Origin of the sequence: Erwinia sp. ErVv1, assembly GCF_900068895.1 — a bacterium.
In the GTDB taxonomy this organism is placed as follows: Bacteria; Pseudomonadota; Gammaproteobacteria; order Enterobacterales; family Enterobacteriaceae; genus Erwinia.
This window is the reverse complement of the sequence record NZ_CDPK01000002.1, coordinates 511890-529749: the sequence shown is the minus strand read 5'-3', so window position 1 is coordinate 529749 and position 17860 is coordinate 511890. Positions and strand designations below refer to the sequence as shown.

The window sequence follows — 17860 nt, the reverse complement described above, 5'->3', positions numbered from 1 at the left end:
CTGTTTATCAGACAACGTTGGTGGGCTTGCTGCGGGACAGTCAAATTCCGCTTGTCCGAATAGCAGCGGGCATAACCAGGCTGTATTGCAGTCATAAAGTGTACGTTATTTTCACGGTAAGTCACTCCCAGGCCCGTCTCCTACCAGGCATGAACGCTATGCGCAGCGGGAAAAAATCTGCACACCCTAAGGTTAACGGCCATGGGCACCTTCACTGTCTTCACAGCTTGAGCAACAGGCTCCCCACATTGTCCACCGTGATATCGCCAGTTCAGTAACAACCTGGTGGATGCGATGTTTTTCCATAAAAACCGGTATAAGTCGTTTACAGCACCCGCTGCAAAAAGCGCTGCGTGCGCGGATGGGCGGGGCGGTTAAGTACCCGCTCTGCGCTACCGGATTCAATTATTTTACCCTCAGCCATAAAGACCACGCGATCGGCCACCTCCCGGGCGAAGCCAATTTCATGCGTGACCACCACCATCGTCACTCCCGATAGCGCCAGCGTTCTGATGGTTTCCAGCACTTCGCCAACCCGTTCCGGATCCAGCGCCGACGTCGGCTCGTCAAACAGCATCACCTTAGGTTCCAGCGCCAGCGCGCGGGCGATAGCGACCCGCTGCTGCTGACCTCCGGAAAGCTGGCGCGGCCATGCTTCAGCTTTCTCATGCAGGCCGACCGTTTCCAGCAGCCGGTAAGCCCGTTCAACGGCCTGCCTGCGGGTCAGTAACCCCTGCACGACCGGCGCTTCGGTAATATTATCCAGCACCGTCATATGTGGAAAAAGATTAAAATTCTGGAAGACATAGCCAACCTGGGTGCGCTGCTTCAGAATTGCCCGCTCCTTAAGCTCATACAGCCGGTCGCCTTTGCGACGGTAGCCGACATATTCGCCATCAATCTGTATAAAGCCTTCATCGACGCGCTCCAGATGGTTAATGGTACGCAGCAGGGTGGATTTACCCGATCCTGACGGCCCAAGGATCACCGTCACCGTGCCTGGCTCAATGGTCAGGCTGACGTTATCCAGTGCGGTAAAGGTGCCATAGCGTTTGCTGATATTACTGATTTCAATGCGCCCCTGGCGCGAGCGCGGCAGGGGGGCGTGCGCAACGTCAGATTGCGCTCCCTGCGGCGGGTAAAGTTGATAAGCTTCGGACACGGTAAACTCCTGCGTGCTGGCACCGCTGTTTAAGGCTGAGCACGGCGAAAAAAGGTGATGCGCGGCCGGCCAGATTCGTGCAGCACGCCACGCGCGAAAAAGCGCTCCACGTAAAACTGCAGGACAGACAGCACGGTGGTGATCAGCAGATACCAGACGCTGGCGACCATAAGCAGCGGGATCACCTGCTGGGTGCGGTTATAAAGTATCTGTACGGTGTAAAACAGCTCGGGCATGGAGAGGACATACACAATGGCGGTACCCTTAGCCAGGCCGATCACTTCGTTAAAAACCGTGGGCAAAATGGCCCGCAGCGCCTGAGGCAAAATGATGCGAAAGGTGCGGCGCAAGGGCGGCAGGCCCAGGGCGGCAGCCGCTTCATGCTGGCCCCGATCCACCCCAAGAATGCCGCCGCGAATAATTTCTGCGGTATAGGCACCCTGTACCAGCGACAGGCCGAGCACCGCCACGGATAACTGATCCAGTACATCGGTGGTGGCGTGGTGAAAGAAGGTGACTGAGGTAAAGGGGATCCCCAGGGACAGCTGGTCATAGAGATAGGAAAAGTTATACAAAACAATCAGTACCAGCAGCAGCGGCAGCGATCGGAACAGCCAGATATACCCCCACGCCAGCGTACTCAGCAGCCAGGACGGCGACAGGCGCGCCAGGGCCAGCGCCGTGCCCAGCAGGGTGCCAAACAGCGTTCCGAGCAGCGTTAGCATCAGCGTTTTCCCCAGACCGCTCAGGATTATGGGATCAAAAAACCAGCGGGCAAACACCGCCCATTCCCAGCGTGGATTCGTCGCCACCGACTGCACAATGCCCAGCAGGATAAACAGCGAAAAGAGTGCGCCCAGCAGCCGCAGTGGATAGCGCGCGGGTACGACCTTCAGCGCGGAATGGGCGGTATGCTTGGTCAGCGCGGAACGAACGGGATTATCGGACGACATCTCAGCTCCTTATGCACTCTGCTTCAGCGCGGACGGATGATACAGCGCTTTAGTAAAGGGCAGACGCCCGTCATAGGGCGGCAGGGAGTAACGTTCCGGATCGACGGAGGTATCAAACTGCGGCTGGTAGCCGTGGGACAGGTAGAGCCTGACCGCCTCCGGCTGGCGAAAGCCGGTGGTGAGAAACGCCTGCTGATAGCCCTGGAGTCGTGCCAGACGTTCCAGCTCGGCAAGCACCTTTTGCGCCAGCCCCTGGCGCCGCATAGAGCGATGCGTCCAGATGCGCTTAAGCTCGGCCGTGCGGGCGTCATAGCGTTTAAACGCCCCCATGGCGATCGGCGTCTCATGGCGCAGCAGGACGATAAAGGCACCCTCGGGTGGGGCGTACAGCCCCAGGGGCTCAACCTCTTCGGCCTGAGCCGCGAAATAATCACCGTAGCGCTGACGGTACTCCGCAAACAGCCCATCAAGCACCGGTTCAATCAGCGGATCGTCCGGACTGGTATGAATAAAGCGATCGTCGATCATCGGGTTCTCCCTGCTCAGTCGCCGAGGCCCGGCGGATTAATCTCAGAGTGGTCTATTTTCTCCACGCTCTCCTCCCAACGATCCAGCACCTGGAGATAACTGCCGTTGGCGATTGCGCTGTTTAGCGAGGCCTGGACGGCGTTCACCAGCCCATTACCCTTTTTCAGGGTGACGGCAATATTGGCAGTTTTAGGCCAGCCGCCGGGAACGGTGCCCACCAGCCGGGTGGTGCCGGTCTGTCTGGCCCGCCACGCACCGGTCACGTTAGGGCCAAAGCTGGCATCGGCCCGGCCGGATTGCAGAGCGAGCGTGGAGGCAGCATCATCCGTTACATAGAGCGGCTGGAAGGGGGCCAGCCCCTTCGCCTGATTCTGTTTATCCCAGCTCAGCAGGATGGCTTCCTGATTGGTACCGGAACTGACAATAATGCGTTTACCGGCAATATCCGGCGCGGCGTCGATCTTAACGATCTTGCTGGTGCTCTTAACATAAAAGCCCAGCGTATCCAGACGGTAGGTGGCAAAGTCGAAGCGCTCTTTCCGCGCCTGGGTAACGGTGATATTGAATATTGCCGCGTCATACTTACCGGACGCGACGCCCAGCGGCCAGTCCTCCCACGAGGCGGGAACGATATTCAGCTTCAGCCCCAGCCCGTCGGCAACCAGGCGGGCAATATCCGCCTCGCTGCCAATCACCGTTTTGTTGTCTCTGGCATATAAGCCAAACGGCGGGGCGCTGCCTAACACCGCCAGCGCTACGGTCAGGCTACCCGGCTTAACAAATTTAAACCCGGGGGGAATTAATGCCGCGGCGGCGTTATTTTTAACGGTATGAATGGGGGTTTCATTCGCCACCAGGTCGGCGCCAGCGGCGTGGCTTAGGGTAGTAAAGCTGAGGGCCAGGGCCAGTGCGGCCAGGCGCGTTCGATTCATCATTTTATTGTTTATCCGTATTTTCATTTTCCACTTTCCCTGCACTATTCTCCAGGGGGCGGATGAAGTAAAACAACAAAACTAAATAAACTAAGGGCGAAATAACAATAAGGGCTAATTAAAAACCACGGCGCTCCATTACCGGGAGGTTTGTGACAATAACGGAAAACCTAAGTCGGAATTAATATTTAATACCCGGCGGCTTATATGAAATTCTGATGCAAAACCGCGAGGAAGGCTGCCGTGAATTACCGACTGAGTTTATTAGATCAAAGCCCCATTGCTGAGGGAGAGCGTGCTGAACAGGCGCTCAGCACCACCCTGACGTTTGCGCTCGAGGCCGAGCGGCTGGGCTATCATCGCCTCTGGGTATCTGAACACCACGACAGCGATCGGGTGGCAGGCAGTTCGCCGGAGGTGCTGATCGCCTGGCTGCTGGCAAAAACCGCCCGGCTACGCATCGGCTCCGGCGGGGTGATGCTTCAGCACTACAGCCCCTACAAGGTGGCGGAGAATTTCCATCTGCTCGCGTCGCTGGCTCCCGATCGGGTGGATCTGGGCATCGGCAAGGCACCGGGCGGGCTGCCGCTTTCTACCCGGGCGCTTCAGGGCGCACGAGGGGAAAGCCGTGACGACTTCACCACGCAGCTCACCCGGCTGGACCAGTACCTGAATCAGGATGGGGCAAATGCTTCCGGGGACGAAGCCCGCGCGCTACCCGCCCCGGCCACCTCGCCGCAGCGGTTTCTGCTGGGGGCCAGTAAAGAGAGCGCACGTCTGGCCGCGTCCCTGGGCTGGAACTTTGTCTTTGCCGGTTTTATCAACCCCGACGAGGTCGCGATGACTGAGGCCGTGCTGGCTTACCATGAGTATGCCGGTGGGCGGGGTCAGGCTTTGGTGAGCCTGGCGGCGCTGGCTGCCGATACCGAAGAAGAGGCGCGGGCACACGTGGCCGATCAGCATAACTTCCGCGTCACGTTGGGGGACAAACACGTCACCGTCGGTACGCGCGACCAGGCAGAGGCGTTTGTGCGTCAGGCGGGGGCCAGCGATTACCGCATTGATAAGCAGCCGCTGACCATCCTGCACGGCACCGCAGCGCGCATTCACGAAAAGCTGGCTGCCCTGCAGCAGCGGCTAAACATCTCCGAATTTATCCTGCACACGCCGCTGGCCGATGCCAGCCAGCGTCTGCGTTCCATCGCCCTGCTGGCGGGCCAGCAGTAAGGAAATCTGATGAGCAACACGACCACGATTAAACTCGGACTGATGCTGCACGGCGCGGGCGGGCATATGAACGCCTGGCGTCACCCAAAGGCCCCGGTGGATGCCAGCGTTAACTTCCGCTACTTCACCGGGCTGGCGCAGCGTGCAGAGGCGGCGGGCTTCGATTTTCTCTTCGTCGCCGACGGCCTGCACATTAATGAGAAATCACTGCCGCATTTTCTAAACCGATTTGAGCCCATTACGCTGCTCTCCGCGCTGGCGTCGGTGACGCATAACATCGGCCTGGCGGGGACGGTTTCCACCTCCTACAGCGATCCCTTTACTGTCGCCCGCCAGCTGGCCACGCTCGATAATATCAGCGGCGGCCGGGCAGGCTGGAACGTAGTGACCTCGCCCCTGGAAGGGTCGGCGCGCAACTTTGGCAAGGCGCACCCGGATCACGCGCTGCGTTATAAAATTGCCGGGGAGTATATCAGCGTGGTGCAGGGGCTGTGGGACTCCTGGGAGGATGATGCCTTCATTCGCGACAGGCAGAGCGGCAGGTTTTTTGATGCGGCAAAGCTGCATAAGCTGAATCACCAGGGGGAGTATTTCTCGGTGGAAGGGCCGCTCAATATCCAGCGTTCTCCCCAGGGGCAGCCGGTTATTTTCCAGGCGGGTGCGTCGGAAACCGGCATTGCGCTGGCCGGCAAATCAGCGGATGCGGTGTTTACCAATGCCCGTACGCTGGAGGAGGCGCGGATCTACGCCGACAGGCTCCAGGCAGAAGTGGCGAAAAATGGGCGGGAGCCGGTGGGTATTTTTCCCGGCATCAGCCCGATCGTCGGGAAAACGGCAGAAGAGGCCGAGGCGAAATATCAGCATTTGCTTTCGCTGCTCTCGGCAGAGGACGTGCTGGCTTATCTGGGACGCTTCTTTGACCACCACGATTTCAGTCAGTATCCGCTGGACGGGCCGTTCCCGGATTTGGGCGATTTGGGACAGAATACCTTCCGTTCGACCACCGACAGTATTAAACAGCGGGCGAAGGCGGAAGGGCTTACCCTGCGCCAGGTTGCCTTTGAAACCACGCTGCCCCGGGGGGAGTTTTTCGGTACGCCAGAGCAGGTGGCTGAGACCTTTATTCGCTGGGTGGAGGAAGGGGGAGCCAGCGGCTTTATTATCAGCGGGCCGGTGCTGGTGGAGGCGCTGGAGGATATCACCCAGCTTGTCCTGCCGATCCTCACCGCGCGCGGCTACTGGCAGCCATCAGACCAGGCTACCCTGCGCGGGCGACTGTCGCTCCCCTTTAAAACCAGCCGCTATGCGACGACGGCGGAGCAGGCCAGACAGCCTGCGCGGGTGGAAAATTAAGGTATATTCACTGCTGTGACACAAGTGCAGGTGGGCAGCCGCGGCCGCCCACCTGCACAGGCGTTATTTTCTGTCGAGCGACCAGGTCGCGCTGCTGACGTCCACTTTCACCGGCAGCAGGCCGATTTGGGTGAACTTATCGGCCAGCTTCTGCTGCTCCTGAAACACGGCCGGGGTCATGCGCTCTGCGCCGAAGGGCATTCTGGCCAGCGCACGCTGCCAGATGGGCTGCGCCAGGCCGGTAGAGGCGGAGAGGATTTTCGCCGCATCCTGCGGGTGCTGATTGGCCCAGTCGCTCAGATCCCCCAACTGATCCACCACCTTCAGCGCCGTTTGCGGATAGCGGTCGGCAAACTTACGGCTCGCCAGGTAGAAGGTATAGTGTGGCACCAGGCCCGTCGCGTCCTTCACCCGTCTTGCGCCCGTGCTGCTTTCCACCTCGGCGTAGTAGGGGTCCCAGATCACCCAGGCATCCACCGCCCCGCGCTGGAACGCCGCACGCGCGTCGGCAGGGGGCAGATAGACCGGGATGATGTCCCGATAGCCTGACCCGGCATCTTCCAGCGCGCTAACCAGCAGGTAGTTGACGTCGGAGCCTTTATTCAGCGCCACGCGTTTCCCTTTGAGATCGGCCACGGTTTTAATCGCCGAATTTTGCGGTACGACGATCGCCTCGGTTTTGGGGTTGGCGGGAGAGTGGGCAAGGTAGACCAGATCGGCCTTCGCCGCCTGAGCAAAGGTCGGCGGGGCATCACCGGTGGCGGCCAGATCGATGCTGCCGACGTTTAACCCTTCCAGCATCTGCGGCCCTGCCGGAAATTCAACCCAGCGCACCGTAATACCCTGTTTTTTGAATTCGCTGTCCAGCGTGCCGCGATATTTAAGCAGGGCGAAGATATTGGCTTTCTGAAAGCCGATATTTACCGCCGCAGGGGTCTCTTCCGCCAGTGCGTGAGAGGTAATGCTAATTAATGCGGCCGCCATCAGGCTGCTCAGCCAGACCTTTTTCATCCTGTTTCCCTTTATGTCATTACACTACGGGCAACATAGCAAAAGGCGTGGCAACCGCTTAATGACGAAAATAGCTAACCTTAGCCCAGCGGCGGAAATGCGGGCATGGCCCGGACCCGCAGCCGCAGCGGATTATCGGTAAGGCTTATAAACGAAGCCTGGGCCCGCGGCCGATTATTGAAAAGGCTTATAAGCGAACGTCAGCGCGGCCATAGCGGCCGCAATGAGCGCTGCCGCAGTAAACACCGCCGTACTGTTCCCAGGAAGATACCCCATAAAGCCAGCCAGAAATTGCCCAAGAAACAGGGCCATGGAAAGGCGGGCAAGATTTCGTCCGCGCTGAGCCGGGCTGGAAAGCTGCACCATCAGATGATTAACCAGCGGGACCGAGAAGCCAAATGCACAGCCCATGACGATGCCGCCAGGCACAAAAAAGGGCATAGAGGGAGCAAAGGCAAACAGCAGATGCCCCACGGCATACAGCGTAAAAGCCAGGGCAAGCGTTACCCGCCCGGACAGGCGCCTGACCAGCTCTGGCATCAGCCACGCGGCAAAAACCGCTATCAGCGAGACGAATGAGAGAAAATAACCGGTCTGCGCTTCACTCACCCCTATGGCGTTAAAGTGCAGCGGTAGCAGGATAATGGCGGTAAAAAAGCAGATCATCGAAAACAGTGCGGCGGTATAGGTCAGCCTTAGCGCACCGGTTTTCGCCCGCGGGGACGCGGCCGTCTCTTCCGGTGCGGTGTGTGGGTCGCCCGGTATAAAGGCCAGCACCATCGCCAGTAATACCCAGGCAAGCAGATAGAGCGTAAATGGCCAGCGCCAGCCTGCGGTGGCAAGTAGACCGGCGAGAAACAAAAAGATGACGCCGCCCAGTTCAATCGACATTCCCTGACGGGCAATCATTCGCATCCTGGCCTCGCCGTGATAAAACGATGAGATCAGCGCGGTGCCGCTGGACATCACCAGCGCGGTGGGCATACCGAGTAGCAGCCTGTCGGTAAATACCGCCCAGTGCCCGTGCAGAAAAGCGCCACCCGCACCGAACAGGCCATATAAAAACAGTCCGATATGGAGTGAACGCGTCAGCCCCGCCCGGTCAACAATCCGTCCGGCCAGCGGACCAAAAAGGACCACGCCAAGTGCCGGAAGCGTCACAAGCCAGCCGGCGGCATCCTCCACGCCCAGATGGCGGGAAATGGAGGGCAGGCCCGGTACGATAACGCAGCCAACCATGATGGTCAGGCAGGCCACGGCCATCAGCGTAAAGCCACCCGTTTGCGGGAGTGTTTTCATAAATGACCTTTAATCAGTGAGGAGTGGTGACAATGTCACGTCACCCTGGGGGCACAGGGTCAGGACAAATCAGAGCTTCATCAGCCGGGAGGCATTCTGCCAGGCAACGGCATTACGTTCGGCTTCACTGACGCTCGCACTGCGGATCCAGCGGCTGGCGATATCCGTCTTCTCAAACGGATAGTCGACCGAGAACATCACATTTTCCGGGCCTATGCTGTCTAACGCACAGCGCAGCGCGGCATCGCAACAGACGCCGGAGGTGGTGATAAAGATATTCTTGCGCACGTAGTACGAGGGCATCTCTTTCAGGGCGTATTTCAGATTGGCGGTCTGGATCCGGCTGTCCAGCCGCCAGAGCTGGATGGGCAGGGTTTCCCCCATATGGCCGAGAATGATTTTAGCGCCGGGGAAACGGTCAAAGGTCCCGCTGAAGATCAGGCGCATCGCATGGCTACAGGTTTCAACCGCCCAGCTCCAGACTGGCCCCCACATCTCAGGGTGATCGGTAAACATATGGGGATGATCCGGTGGATTACCCGGATGGAGATAGACAGGCACATCCAGTTCCTGCACTTTTTCCCAGAAAATATCGTAGCGGCGGTCGTCGAGATAGAGGCCGTTAGTTTCGCCATTGATCATTGCCCCCTGCATTTTCAGCTGCCTGACGCAGCGCTCCAGCTCCCGGGCTGCCTCCCGGGGATCCTGCATCGCAAGATGCGCAAAGCCACCATAGCGATGTGGATTGTTATGCATCTCTTCCGCAAGGCGATCGTTAGCGTAGCGGGCGAGCTTCACCGCCTGCTCTCTGTCTGACTCAATCTGGACGCCGGGGCCGGAGAGCGACAGCACGGCGAAATCAATGCCGTTTTTATCCATCACCTCCAGACGGCCCGCACCGAAGTCGGACAGAACGGGCACGACGTTGTTGAACAGCGCCGGTTTGATATTCTGTTTTGTTTCAGCCAGGTAGGTCACAAACTCCGGCAGCATAAAGTGTTCTTCGAGGGCAATAATCTTTTTCGGGGCCGATTCAGGCTTGCTGTGCGGCACGCTATCATCCGCCCTGGCCGATAACTGGCCTGCCGTCAGTATGCTGCTGCCCACGGCAAGCGTCGCTGCGCCTGCCGCTGCGCTGCGTAAAAAGTGTCTTCTGTTACTCATCAGCCCGGTCCATTTGTTGTCAAAGGTGGAATATTAAGGAAACGCCTATCGTTTCCTTAATCGACTATACGGGCGAAGACGCAGCAGCATAAGCCAGCGGCTGTAAGCAACGGTGATAAAGGGTAAGCAGGCATAACGGCTGGACGGCTGGCGGCGAGACGGTTACGTCCGATGAAAGAGCAGCGGGGAGATAAACGTCAGGGCGTCGTTGATTCGGGGGCGGATATCATACGCCGGAACAGGGGGCGTCAGTCCCAGCAGGATCTCCCGCAGTACGGGGGAGATAATCAGGGCCTGGAGCTGCTTAGCAGCATTCTGCGGCCAGTCAGGGTTGATAAAAGGCAGATGCTGAATGTGCTCAAACCACCTGTTCAGCAGCAGGCTTGCGTTTTCAATGCCCATCTCCTGATACATTCTCAGGAACTGCTGCTGCTTGCCCCTTTCGTTTTGCAGCAGCCTGAAGAGGGCGACAGATTCGGCAGATAGCGCCCGCTGCGCCAGCTCGGTAAAAAACAGGGTCAAAATGTGCACGGTCTGTTCGCGGCTCTGCGGGATGGCCAGGTCGGGGATAACCCGCGTGGAGGACCAGTCCACGATAATCCTCTCGATGAGGCTCTCTTTATCGGCGTAAAACCGGTAAAAGGTTTTTTTCGCCACTCTGGCGTTCCGGCAGATCTCATCCACGCTGACCCCTTCAACGCCTTTCGTTTGCAGCAGATGAAAGGTGCTTTGCTGGATTTTGTTAATCAACGTCGCTTCGGGGACGGGCGGGCGACCCCTACGGGGGAGATCGGTTTCTGTGGCTGTAGTGAGTGGATGATTTTTCATTAGGGTATTCTAATGCTTCCCGGTAATTAATCCACTGGCTAAGGCCGACAGGGGCGCCGTCACTCCTGCCACACCGCATCCCGTACTTTGATCGCCCGGGGCAGCAGGCCCAGCGCATAGAACCGATCGGCAATGGCCTGCTGCTGGCGAATAATGGTGAGATCCATCCGGCGCGTCTGATGGCTGCGCCGACCCAGCGCACGGCCTACCGCCTCGGGAGCCAGGCCCAGCTCAGCCGCGAGCAGGTCGGCGGCGTCTGCGCGGTGTGCATCGATATAGCGGCCCGTCTGCTCAAGCGCGTCAATCAGTGCGTGAAGCAGGTCGGCGGAGTGGCGAATAAACTGCTGGTCGGCAAGATAGAACTGATGGTTGCTGACCCGGCCTTCGCCGTTTGCCAAAACCCGCATCTGGCCGCTTTGCTCCGCATCGCTGAGTAGCGGGTCCCACATCATCCAGGCATCCACCGCATGGCGATCGCTGGGCGTCAGCGGGTATTTCGGCGGGGCATAGACGATGCGGACATCCTCTGACGTCAGGCCCGCTTCATCAAGAATGTGCAGCAGCAGATAGTGGACGTTCGAGCCTTTGTTAACCGCCACCCGTTTTCCCTTCAGGTCAGCGAGGGTGCGAATGGGGCTGTCCCCGGTAACCAGCAGGGCAACGCTCTGCGGCGCGGCCGGCTCCCAGGCCACGTAGCGCAGCGCGCTGCTGGTGGACTGGGCAAAGATTGGCGGAACGTCACCGGTGGTGCCGAAATCAATTTCATGATTTTCCAGGGCATACAGCAGCTGCGGCCCGGCGGGAAACTCACTCCACAGCACGCTGACGCCCTGGTCGGCAAACTGCGCCTCCAGCGACTGGCGGGCTTTGAGAATGCCGAGGTTGCCAAACTTCTGATAGCCAATACGCAGCTCGCGTTCGCCATCTTCCGTCGGGGCGGATGTTCGCGCGCCACCTGTGGCCAGGCTGCGCCGGGGTTTGATCAGGCCGAGGTGCCCGAGGTGGGTGCGTAGCGTATTGCGACTGATCCCCAGCAGGGCGGCGGTTTGCATCTGGTTGCCCTGGCTGAGTTCAAAGGCGTTGCGCACCAGGGATTCGATTACCCGTGGATAGAGAGGGCCGTTATTCTCGCGCAGCTGCTGGCGCAGGAAGCGGTCGAGATCTTCTTCCTCATCCGGCAGCGCCGCGCCGCTCACCGGGCCGAGGCGCAGCTGACGCGGTGTAATAAGCGGCTCCCGGCTGAGCAGGACCGCATTGTGCAGGGTATTTTCCAGCTCGCGGATATTCCCCGGCCAGGACCAGGACATCAGCGTAGCCAGCGATTCGTCGCTCAGACGCAGCAGTGGACGACCAAGACGCCGCGCGTAGAGGGCCAGAAAATGGCTGGCCAGCACCGGAATATCCTCGCGTCGCTGGCGCAGCGGTGGCAGGGTGACGGCGGCGACGTTAAGTCGGTAGTAAAGGTCTTCGCGAAAGCGGCGTTCGCGAATAGCGCTGGCCAGATCGACATGGGTGGCCGCCACCACCCGCACGTTAACCCTGACCGGGCGACGCGACCCGACGCGGGTCACCTCACGTTCCTGGAGCACCCGCAGCAGTTTCACCTGGAGCGGCAGGCTCAGCTCGCCAATCTCATCCAGCAGCAGCGTACCGCCCTCGGCGGCCTCAAACCAGCCCTGATGGCGCTCAGCCGCACCGGTAAACGCGCCTTTCTCATGACCGAACAGCTCCGACTCCGCCAGACTCTCGGTCAGCGCGCCGCAGTTAACCGCCAGAAAGGGCTGCTGGCGACGGGGGCTGTGGTGGTGCAGATAGCGTGCCACCACCTCTTTTCCCGTGCCGGTTTCGCCGACGATAAGCACCGTGGCGTCGGTGGGGGCCAGACGGTCCAGTACGCTCTGAAACGCAATCGAGGCGGGATCGATCAGGTCCGGGCCGGGGTTATGCATGCGATTCTCCTGCGGTTTAACGAAAAGCCACGATACCTGCTGATGGGAAATGAGACGAGGGGGAAGGCGCCCGTTTTGCTGCCAATGCAGCAATTTATGCCCGGCCGCTGCTGCATTTGCAGCAGCCTGCCCCGTAGCGATAAAAAGGTAAGCAATTGAAAATAATCAATTTTTATTGATTTAAAATCTGGCATGCATCCTGCTAAGTTCTTTATAACCTAATGAGCATAATCTATGAAATAAATTCAGATATCGTTATATAGGAAAGTGATAATGAGCGACGCAACGCAGGAAAAGATCAACGTATTCTGGTTTCTGCCGACCCACGGCGATGGACGCTATCTGGGCACCACAGAAGGGGGGCGGGCGGTGGATCTGCCTTATTTGCAACAGGTTGCGCTGGCAGCAGACAACCTGGGCTATTACGGCGTACTGATCCCGACCGGGAAAAGCTGCGAGGATTCCTGGCTGGTGGCCTCGGCGCTGGCACCAATAACCAAACGCCTGCGCTATCTGGTTGCGGTTCGTCCTGGCCTCCAGCCGCCGAGCCTGGCCGCCCGTATGGCGGCGACCCTGGATCGTCTCTCGGAGGGGCGGCTGCTGATCAATGTGGTAACGGGCGGCGATCCGGTTGAGAACAAGGGCGACGGCATCTTTCTGACGCATGCTGAACGCTATCAGGTCACGCGCGAATTCCTGACGGTCTACTCCCGCCTGCTGAAGGGGGAGAAAGTCGATTTTGCTGGCGACCATATCCGCGTGGAGGGCGCTGAGGTGCTGTTTCCACCGGTGCAGCAGGACGGGCCGCCGCTCTACTTTGGCGGCTCCTCTGATGAAGCTATTGAGGTGGCGGCCAGCCAGGTCGATACCTACCTGACCTGGGGGGAGCCGCCCGATCAGGTTGCTGCGAAGCTGGCGGTGGTGCGTCAGCGTGCAGAGGCGCGCGGACGGACGCTCTCCTATGGCATTCGTCTGCACGTGATCGTCCGCGAAACGGAAGAGGAGGCGTGGGCGGCAGCCGATCGGCTGATTGCGCATCTTGACGATGACACCATCGCCGCGGCGCAGAAGATTTTCTCACGGATGGACTCCACCGGTCAGGCAAGAATGAGCGCGTTACATCAGGGCTCGCGCGAGGGGCTGCGCATCGCACCCAATCTGTGGGCCGGCGTCGGTCTGGTTCGGGGGGGAGCAGGTACGGCGCTGGTCGGCAATCCGCAGCAGGTCGCCGAGCGCATCCGCGAGTATCAGGCGCTGGGTATTGAGAACTTTATCTTTTCCGGCTATCCCCACCTGGAGGAGGCGCATCGTTTTGCCGAACTGGTGATGCCGCTACTGCCGCTCAGCGGGAAGAGCGATCGGCCACAGCAGACCCTGAACACCGGACCCTTTGGTGAAACCATCGGCGGCGATCGCCGTCCGCAAAAACCACAACAGTGAGGTTTAAGCATGACCCGTCAACCGATTAAATTTGCCTACTGGGTGCCTAACGTCTCGGGCGGCCTGGTGATCAGCCAGATCCCGCAGCGTACCAGCTGGGATTTCGACTACAACCGGAAACTCGCCCAGACTGCCGAGCGCGTCGGCTTTGAATACGCCCTGACGCAGATCCGCTTTACGGCGGGCTATGGGGCGGACAATCAACATGAGTCGGTGACCTTTTCTCAGGCGCTGCTCGGGGCGACTGAACGGCTTAAGGTGATTGCCGCGCTGCTGCCCGGCCCGTGGAATCCCACGCTGGCGGCGAAGCAAATCGCCACCATCAGCCACCTCTCTTCGGCGCGCATTGCGGTGAATATCGTCAGCGGCTGGTTTCGGGGAGAATTTAAAGCCATTGGCGAGCCGTGGCTGGATCACGAAGAGCGCTATCTGCGGTCGGAAGAGTTTATTCGCTGCCTGCAAGGGATCTGGCAGGAGGAGAGCTTTACCTTTGCCGGTGATTTCTACCGCTACCGCGATTATTCGCTTAAACCGAAGCCGCTGCAGCCTCTGCCGGAAATCTTCCAGGGGGGAAGCTCACGCGCCGCCCGCGATATGGCCGCCCGGGTGTCTGACTGGTACTTTACTAACGGCAATACGCTGGAAGGCGTTCGTCAGCAGGTGGTGGATATTCAGCAGAAAGCGGCTGAAAACCAGCATAGCGTCAGGATTGGCGTTAATGGCTTTGTGATTGCCCGCGACAGCGAGCAGGAGTCGCATCAGGTGCTGCGTCAGATCGTGGAGCAGGCCAACCCCGACGCGGTAAAGGGCTTTCAGCACGAGGTGAAAAATGCCGGTAGCGCATCGCCGGAAGGTGAGGGCAACTGGGCCAACTCGACGCTGGAGGATCTGGTGCAGTATAACGACGGATTCAAAACCAATCTGATTGGCACGCCGCGTCAGATTGCCGAACGTATCATCGAACTGCATCAGGCCGGGGTGGATCTGCTGCTGCTGGGCTTTCTGCACTGTCAGGAAGAGGTGGAATATTTTGGCCGTGAGGTGATCCCGCTGGTACGCGAACTGGAGCGGCAGCTGCAACCGGAGCTCAGTCATGGCTGAAAGAGAGATTGTTATCGTCGGCGGCGGCTTTACCGGGACCGCGCTGGCTATTCATCTGGCCCGGCTCGGTCACGCCGGGCTGAGGGTGACAGTAATCGAGCCTCGCGAACGTCTGGGGCAGGGGGTGGCCTACAGCACGGACGATCCGACGCACCGCATTAACGTGCCCGCATCGCGCATGCAGCTGTCGGCGGAGGAAGAAGGGGCATTTGACCGCTGGTATCGCGCCTCAGACGCCTTTATTGCCGATCCGGATGCGCAGTGGTCCGACGGCAGCGTCTATCCGCAGCGGGGTCAGTTTGGCCGCTACATTGCTGCACAGTTTGACCACCAGGCAGAGCACGCTCCGGTCAGGCTGGTTCACGTTCGCGATCGTGCCGTTGCGCTGGATAACGGCGTGGTGGTGACCGCCTCCGGGGAGCGCTATCGGGCGGATGAGTTGGTACTGGCGATCAGCCATCCCCCGCCGGCATTGCCGAAAGTTCTGACCAGGTCGCTGAGCGGCCATCGTGGGGTTATCGCTAATCCCTGGCAGCAGGACGCGCTGGCGCGGGTTGGCAAAGAGGAGCAGGTAGCCATTATGGGGAGCGGGCTGACCATGTCGGATGTGGTCGCCTCGCTGCATCGTCAGGGGCATCGGGGGAAGATTACCGTCTTCTCACGGCGGGGACAGCTGCCGCGCGACAACCTCAGCGGCAGCTGGGATGCCAGACCGCTCGATTATCAGCAGTCGCCGACTACCGTGCGCGGCTGGCTGCGGCGGATCCGCCGGGAGGTAGCCCTGGGGGCAAAGGAGAATCTGCCGTGGCAGCGGGTGCTGGATGATATCCGCCTCAACGGACAGCGCATCTGGCAGCAGCTACCGCTGAAGGAGCAGCAGCGTTTTCTGCGCCATCTGCGCCCGTGGTGGGATGTGCACCGCTACCGCATCGCCCCCCAGGTTAGCGCGGTGCTTGAGCTGCTGCAAATCAGTGGGCAGCTGACTGTCCTGGCGGCGCGGCTGGAACGGGTTGAGCGTAAAGGATCGACGTTAGCGCTGACGCTTGCCCGCCGCGAAGGCACTCAGCAGACGCTGCTGGCCGACCGGCTGATTATTACTACCGGCCCGGCACAGGGTGCACTGCTCAATAGCGATGCGCTGCTGAGCCAGCTGGCGGCAGAAGGCGTGATTCAGGCCGATCCGCTGGCGCTTGGGATCCGGGTCGATGACGCTTCCCGAACGGTCAATGCACAGGGGCAGAGCAATGCCCATCTGTGGGTGGCGGGTCCCGCCGCGCGAGGGCATTTTGGCGAGCTGATGGGGCTGCCCCAGGTTGCCGAACATGCCGTGTTTATCGCGCATCAGCTGCTCGGTATTACCTCCAGCCCTCATCAGGAGCGATGTCCCGCCTCGCTAACAAACTGATTTATTCCCCTTTACACCTTGTTAATACGTACGGCCTGCCGCTGGCCGTGTCTGACCGTGGAGTGTGCTATGTCTTTGCAACGCGAAATACGCCTGAATGCTTTTGATATGAACTGTGTCGGTCATCAGTCGCCTGGCCTGTGGATGCATCCGCGCGACCGTTCCTGGCAATACAAGGATCTGGACTACTGGACCGATCTGGCGCGCCTGCTTGAGCGTGGCAGGTTTGACGGACTGTTTATCGCCGACGTGCTGGGCGTCTATGACGTGCTCAACGGTAATAACGATGCCGCCCTGCGTCATGCCACGCAGGTGCCGGTTAACGATCCGCTCGCACTGATCACCCCGATGGCGATGGTGACGGAAAATCTGGGGTTTGGTCTGACGGCCTCCCTGTCGTTCGAGCATCCCTATCCCTTTGCCCGCCGTCTCTCCACGCTCGATCATCTGACTAAGGGCCGTATCGGCTGGNATATTGTGACCTCCTATCTGGAGAGCGGTGCGAAGAATATCGGCCATCAGGCGCAGACCGATCACGATGCCCGCTACGATTATGCCGATGAGTACCTGGCGGTGGTCTATAAACTGCTGGAAGGCAGCTGGGAAGAGGGGGCGGTGATACGTGACCGCCAGCGGGGTATTTTCAGCGATCCCGCCCGGATCCATCCCATTAATCATCAGGGGGCCTTTTTCCAGGTGCCCGGCATCCATCTGTGTGAACCCTCACCGCAGCGTACGCCGGTGCTTTATCAGGCCGGGGCATCCAGTCGGGGTAAACAGTTTGCCGCTGAACATGCCGAATGCGTCTTTGTCGCCGCGCCGTCAAAAGTGCTGCTGAAAAAGACGGTTGCTGACATTCGTCGTCGTGCAGCCGAAGCGGGACGTGACCCGCGCAGCGTGCTGATTTTTAATTTGCAAACGGTGATTGTGGCCGACACGGATCGCGCCGCGCAGGCTAAATGGCAGGAGTACAAGGGCTACGTCAGTTATGAAGGGGCGCTGGCGCTGATTTCAGGCTGGACCGGTATTGATTTTGGCCAGTACGCGCCGGATCAGGTGCTGAAAAATCTGCACACCAACGCCATTCAGTCGGCGGTGGAAACCTTCTCCACCGCCGATCCCAACCGACAGTGGACGGTGCAGGCGCTGGCCGACTGGGTTGGGATCGGCGGTTTCGGTCCGCTGCTGGTGGGCAGTGCGGAAACGGTGGCGGATGAACTGCAGGCGTGGGTAGAGGAGACCGACGTCGATGGTTTTAACCTGGCCTATGCGGTGACCCATGAAACCTTTACCGACGTGGTGGAGCTGCTGGTACCCGAGCTGCAAAAGCGCGGCGTGTATAAGCAGGATTACCGGCCAGGCACGCTGCGGGAAAAGCTGTTCGGGCAGGGCCCCCGGCTGGTGGCACCGCATCCCGGCGCCGGCTACCGTCATCCTTCCCGCGAACCCGCCCAGGCGGAGTTCGCGACGGCTACCGGCAACCTGCATGAATAACTCAGGGAGGTCTG

The 17860-nt window shown here is 59.7% G+C and carries 15 protein-coding genes; 6 read left to right on the top strand and 9 right to left on the bottom strand.

What is annotated here, in order from left to right:
* Positions 1-325: 325 nt before the first annotated feature.
* The 4 genes from A1830_RS03845 to A1830_RS03830 are packed head-to-tail and all read right to left on the bottom strand — an operon-like array spanning position 326 to position 3575.
* Complete coding sequence (locus A1830_RS03845) at positions 326-1162, bottom strand: amino acid ABC transporter ATP-binding protein (protein WP_067701974.1); 837 nt, start codon at positions 1160-1162, stop codon at positions 326-328.
* A gap of 29 nt (positions 1163-1191) precedes the next feature.
* Positions 1192-2115: an amino acid ABC transporter permease gene (locus A1830_RS03840; RefSeq protein WP_067701971.1), complete on the bottom strand. Its 924-nt coding sequence runs from the start codon at positions 2113-2115 to the stop codon at positions 1192-1194.
* A gap of 9 nt (positions 2116-2124) precedes the next feature.
* Positions 2125-2643, bottom strand: coding sequence for a GNAT family N-acetyltransferase (locus A1830_RS03835; protein ID WP_067701968.1), 519 nt, complete (start codon positions 2641-2643; stop codon positions 2125-2127).
* A 14-nt stretch (positions 2644-2657) separates the two neighbouring features.
* Positions 2658-3575: an ABC transporter substrate-binding protein gene (locus tag A1830_RS03830; RefSeq protein WP_369815689.1), complete on the bottom strand. Its 918-nt coding sequence runs from the start codon at positions 3573-3575 to the stop codon at positions 2658-2660.
* A gap of 243 nt (positions 3576-3818) precedes the next feature.
* Between A1830_RS03830 and A1830_RS03825 the strand changes: the two genes are divergently transcribed.
* Positions 3819-4802 (top strand): MsnO8 family LLM class oxidoreductase, encoded by a 984-nt coding sequence (locus tag A1830_RS03825; protein ID WP_067701965.1) that lies wholly within the window; start codon positions 3819-3821, stop codon positions 4800-4802.
* Positions 4803-4811: 9 nt separating this feature from the next.
* Complete coding sequence (locus A1830_RS03820; RefSeq protein ID WP_067701962.1) at positions 4812-6155, top strand: LLM class flavin-dependent oxidoreductase; 1344 nt, start codon at positions 4812-4814, stop codon at positions 6153-6155.
* Positions 6156-6218: 63 nt separating this feature from the next.
* On the opposite strand, the gene A1830_RS03815 is transcribed toward A1830_RS03820, so the two are convergent.
* The 5 genes from A1830_RS03815 to A1830_RS03795 form a co-directional block, all read right to left on the bottom strand.
* Positions 6219-7166 (bottom strand): sulfonate ABC transporter substrate-binding protein, encoded by a 948-nt coding sequence (locus tag A1830_RS03815; protein ID WP_067701959.1) that lies wholly within the window; start codon positions 7164-7166, stop codon positions 6219-6221.
* Between the two features lie 174 nt (positions 7167-7340).
* The gene (locus A1830_RS03810; RefSeq protein ID WP_067701956.1) at positions 7341-8465 is read right to left on the bottom strand and encodes an MFS transporter; all 1125 of its coding nucleotides are present in this window, start codon (positions 8463-8465) and stop codon (positions 7341-7343) included.
* 69 nt (positions 8466-8534) lie between these two features.
* On the bottom strand, positions 8535-9629 hold the full coding sequence (locus tag A1830_RS03805) for an amidohydrolase family protein (protein ID WP_082804079.1): 1095 nt from the start codon (positions 9627-9629) through the stop codon (positions 8535-8537).
* A 162-nt stretch (positions 9630-9791) separates the two neighbouring features.
* On the bottom strand, positions 9792-10457 hold the full coding sequence (locus A1830_RS03800) for a TetR/AcrR family transcriptional regulator (RefSeq protein WP_082804078.1): 666 nt from the start codon (positions 10455-10457) through the stop codon (positions 9792-9794).
* A gap of 59 nt (positions 10458-10516) precedes the next feature.
* Positions 10517-12406: an aliphatic sulfonate ABC transporter substrate-binding protein gene (locus A1830_RS03795; protein WP_067701950.1), complete on the bottom strand. Its 1890-nt coding sequence runs from the start codon at positions 12404-12406 to the stop codon at positions 10517-10519.
* Positions 12407-12679: 273 nt separating this feature from the next.
* Between A1830_RS03795 and ssuD the strand changes: the two genes are divergently transcribed.
* From ssuD to A1830_RS03775, 4 genes are all read left to right on the top strand, one after another.
* Positions 12680-13846: an FMNH2-dependent alkanesulfonate monooxygenase gene (gene ssuD / locus A1830_RS03790; RefSeq protein ID WP_067701947.1), complete on the top strand. Its 1167-nt coding sequence runs from the start codon at positions 12680-12682 to the stop codon at positions 13844-13846.
* 9 nt (positions 13847-13855) lie between these two features.
* The gene (gene sfnG / locus A1830_RS03785) at positions 13856-14947 is read left to right on the top strand and encodes a dimethylsulfone monooxygenase SfnG (protein ID WP_067701944.1); all 1092 of its coding nucleotides are present in this window, start codon (positions 13856-13858) and stop codon (positions 14945-14947) included.
* Complete coding sequence (locus A1830_RS03780; protein ID WP_067701941.1) at positions 14940-16352, top strand: FAD/NAD(P)-binding protein; 1413 nt, start codon at positions 14940-14942, stop codon at positions 16350-16352. The genes sfnG and A1830_RS03780 overlap by 8 nt, the downstream gene beginning before the upstream one ends.
* A 69-nt stretch (positions 16353-16421) precedes the next feature.
* A complete protein-coding gene (locus A1830_RS03775) occupies positions 16422-17846 on the top strand; it encodes an LLM class flavin-dependent oxidoreductase (protein ID WP_067701938.1) in 1425 nt (474 codons plus the stop codon).
* Positions 17847-17860 lie beyond the last annotated feature (14 nt).

Bases quoted from the DNA above. Each gene is read 5' to 3' on its own strand.
- A1830_RS03840 (WP_067701971.1), bottom strand. From the start codon at position 2,115: ATGTCGTCCGATAATCCCGTTCGTTCCGCGCTGACCAAGCATACCGCC.
- A1830_RS03835 (WP_067701968.1), bottom strand. From the start codon at position 2,643: ATGATCGACGATCGCTTTATTCATACCAGTCCGGACGATCCGCTGATT.
- A1830_RS03830 (WP_369815689.1), bottom strand. From the start codon at position 3,575: ATGAATCGAACGCGCCTGGCCGCACTGGCCCTGGCCCTCAGCTTTACT.
- A1830_RS03820 (WP_067701962.1), top strand. From the start codon at position 4,812: ATGAGCAACACGACCACGATTAAACTCGGACTGATGCTGCACGGCGCG.
- A1830_RS03815 (WP_067701959.1), bottom strand. From the start codon at position 7,166: ATGAAAAAGGTCTGGCTGAGCAGCCTGATGGCGGCCGCATTAATTAGC.
- A1830_RS03810 (WP_067701956.1), bottom strand. From the start codon at position 8,465: ATGAAAACACTCCCGCAAACGGGTGGCTTTACGCTGATGGCCGTGGCC.
- A1830_RS03805 (WP_082804079.1), bottom strand. From the start codon at position 9,629: ATGAGTAACAGAAGACACTTTTTACGCAGCGCAGCGGCAGGCGCAGCG.
- A1830_RS03800 (WP_082804078.1), bottom strand. From the start codon at position 10,457: ATGAAAAATCATCCACTCACTACAGCCACAGAAACCGATCTCCCCCGT.
- A1830_RS03795 (WP_067701950.1), bottom strand. From the start codon at position 12,406: ATGCATAACCCCGGCCCGGACCTGATCGATCCCGCCTCGATTGCGTTT.
- ssuD (WP_067701947.1), top strand. From the start codon at position 12,680: ATGAGCGACGCAACGCAGGAAAAGATCAACGTATTCTGGTTTCTGCCG.
- sfnG (WP_067701944.1), top strand. From the start codon at position 13,856: ATGACCCGTCAACCGATTAAATTTGCCTACTGGGTGCCTAACGTCTCG.
- A1830_RS03780 (WP_067701941.1), top strand. From the start codon at position 14,940: ATGGCTGAAAGAGAGATTGTTATCGTCGGCGGCGGCTTTACCGGGACC.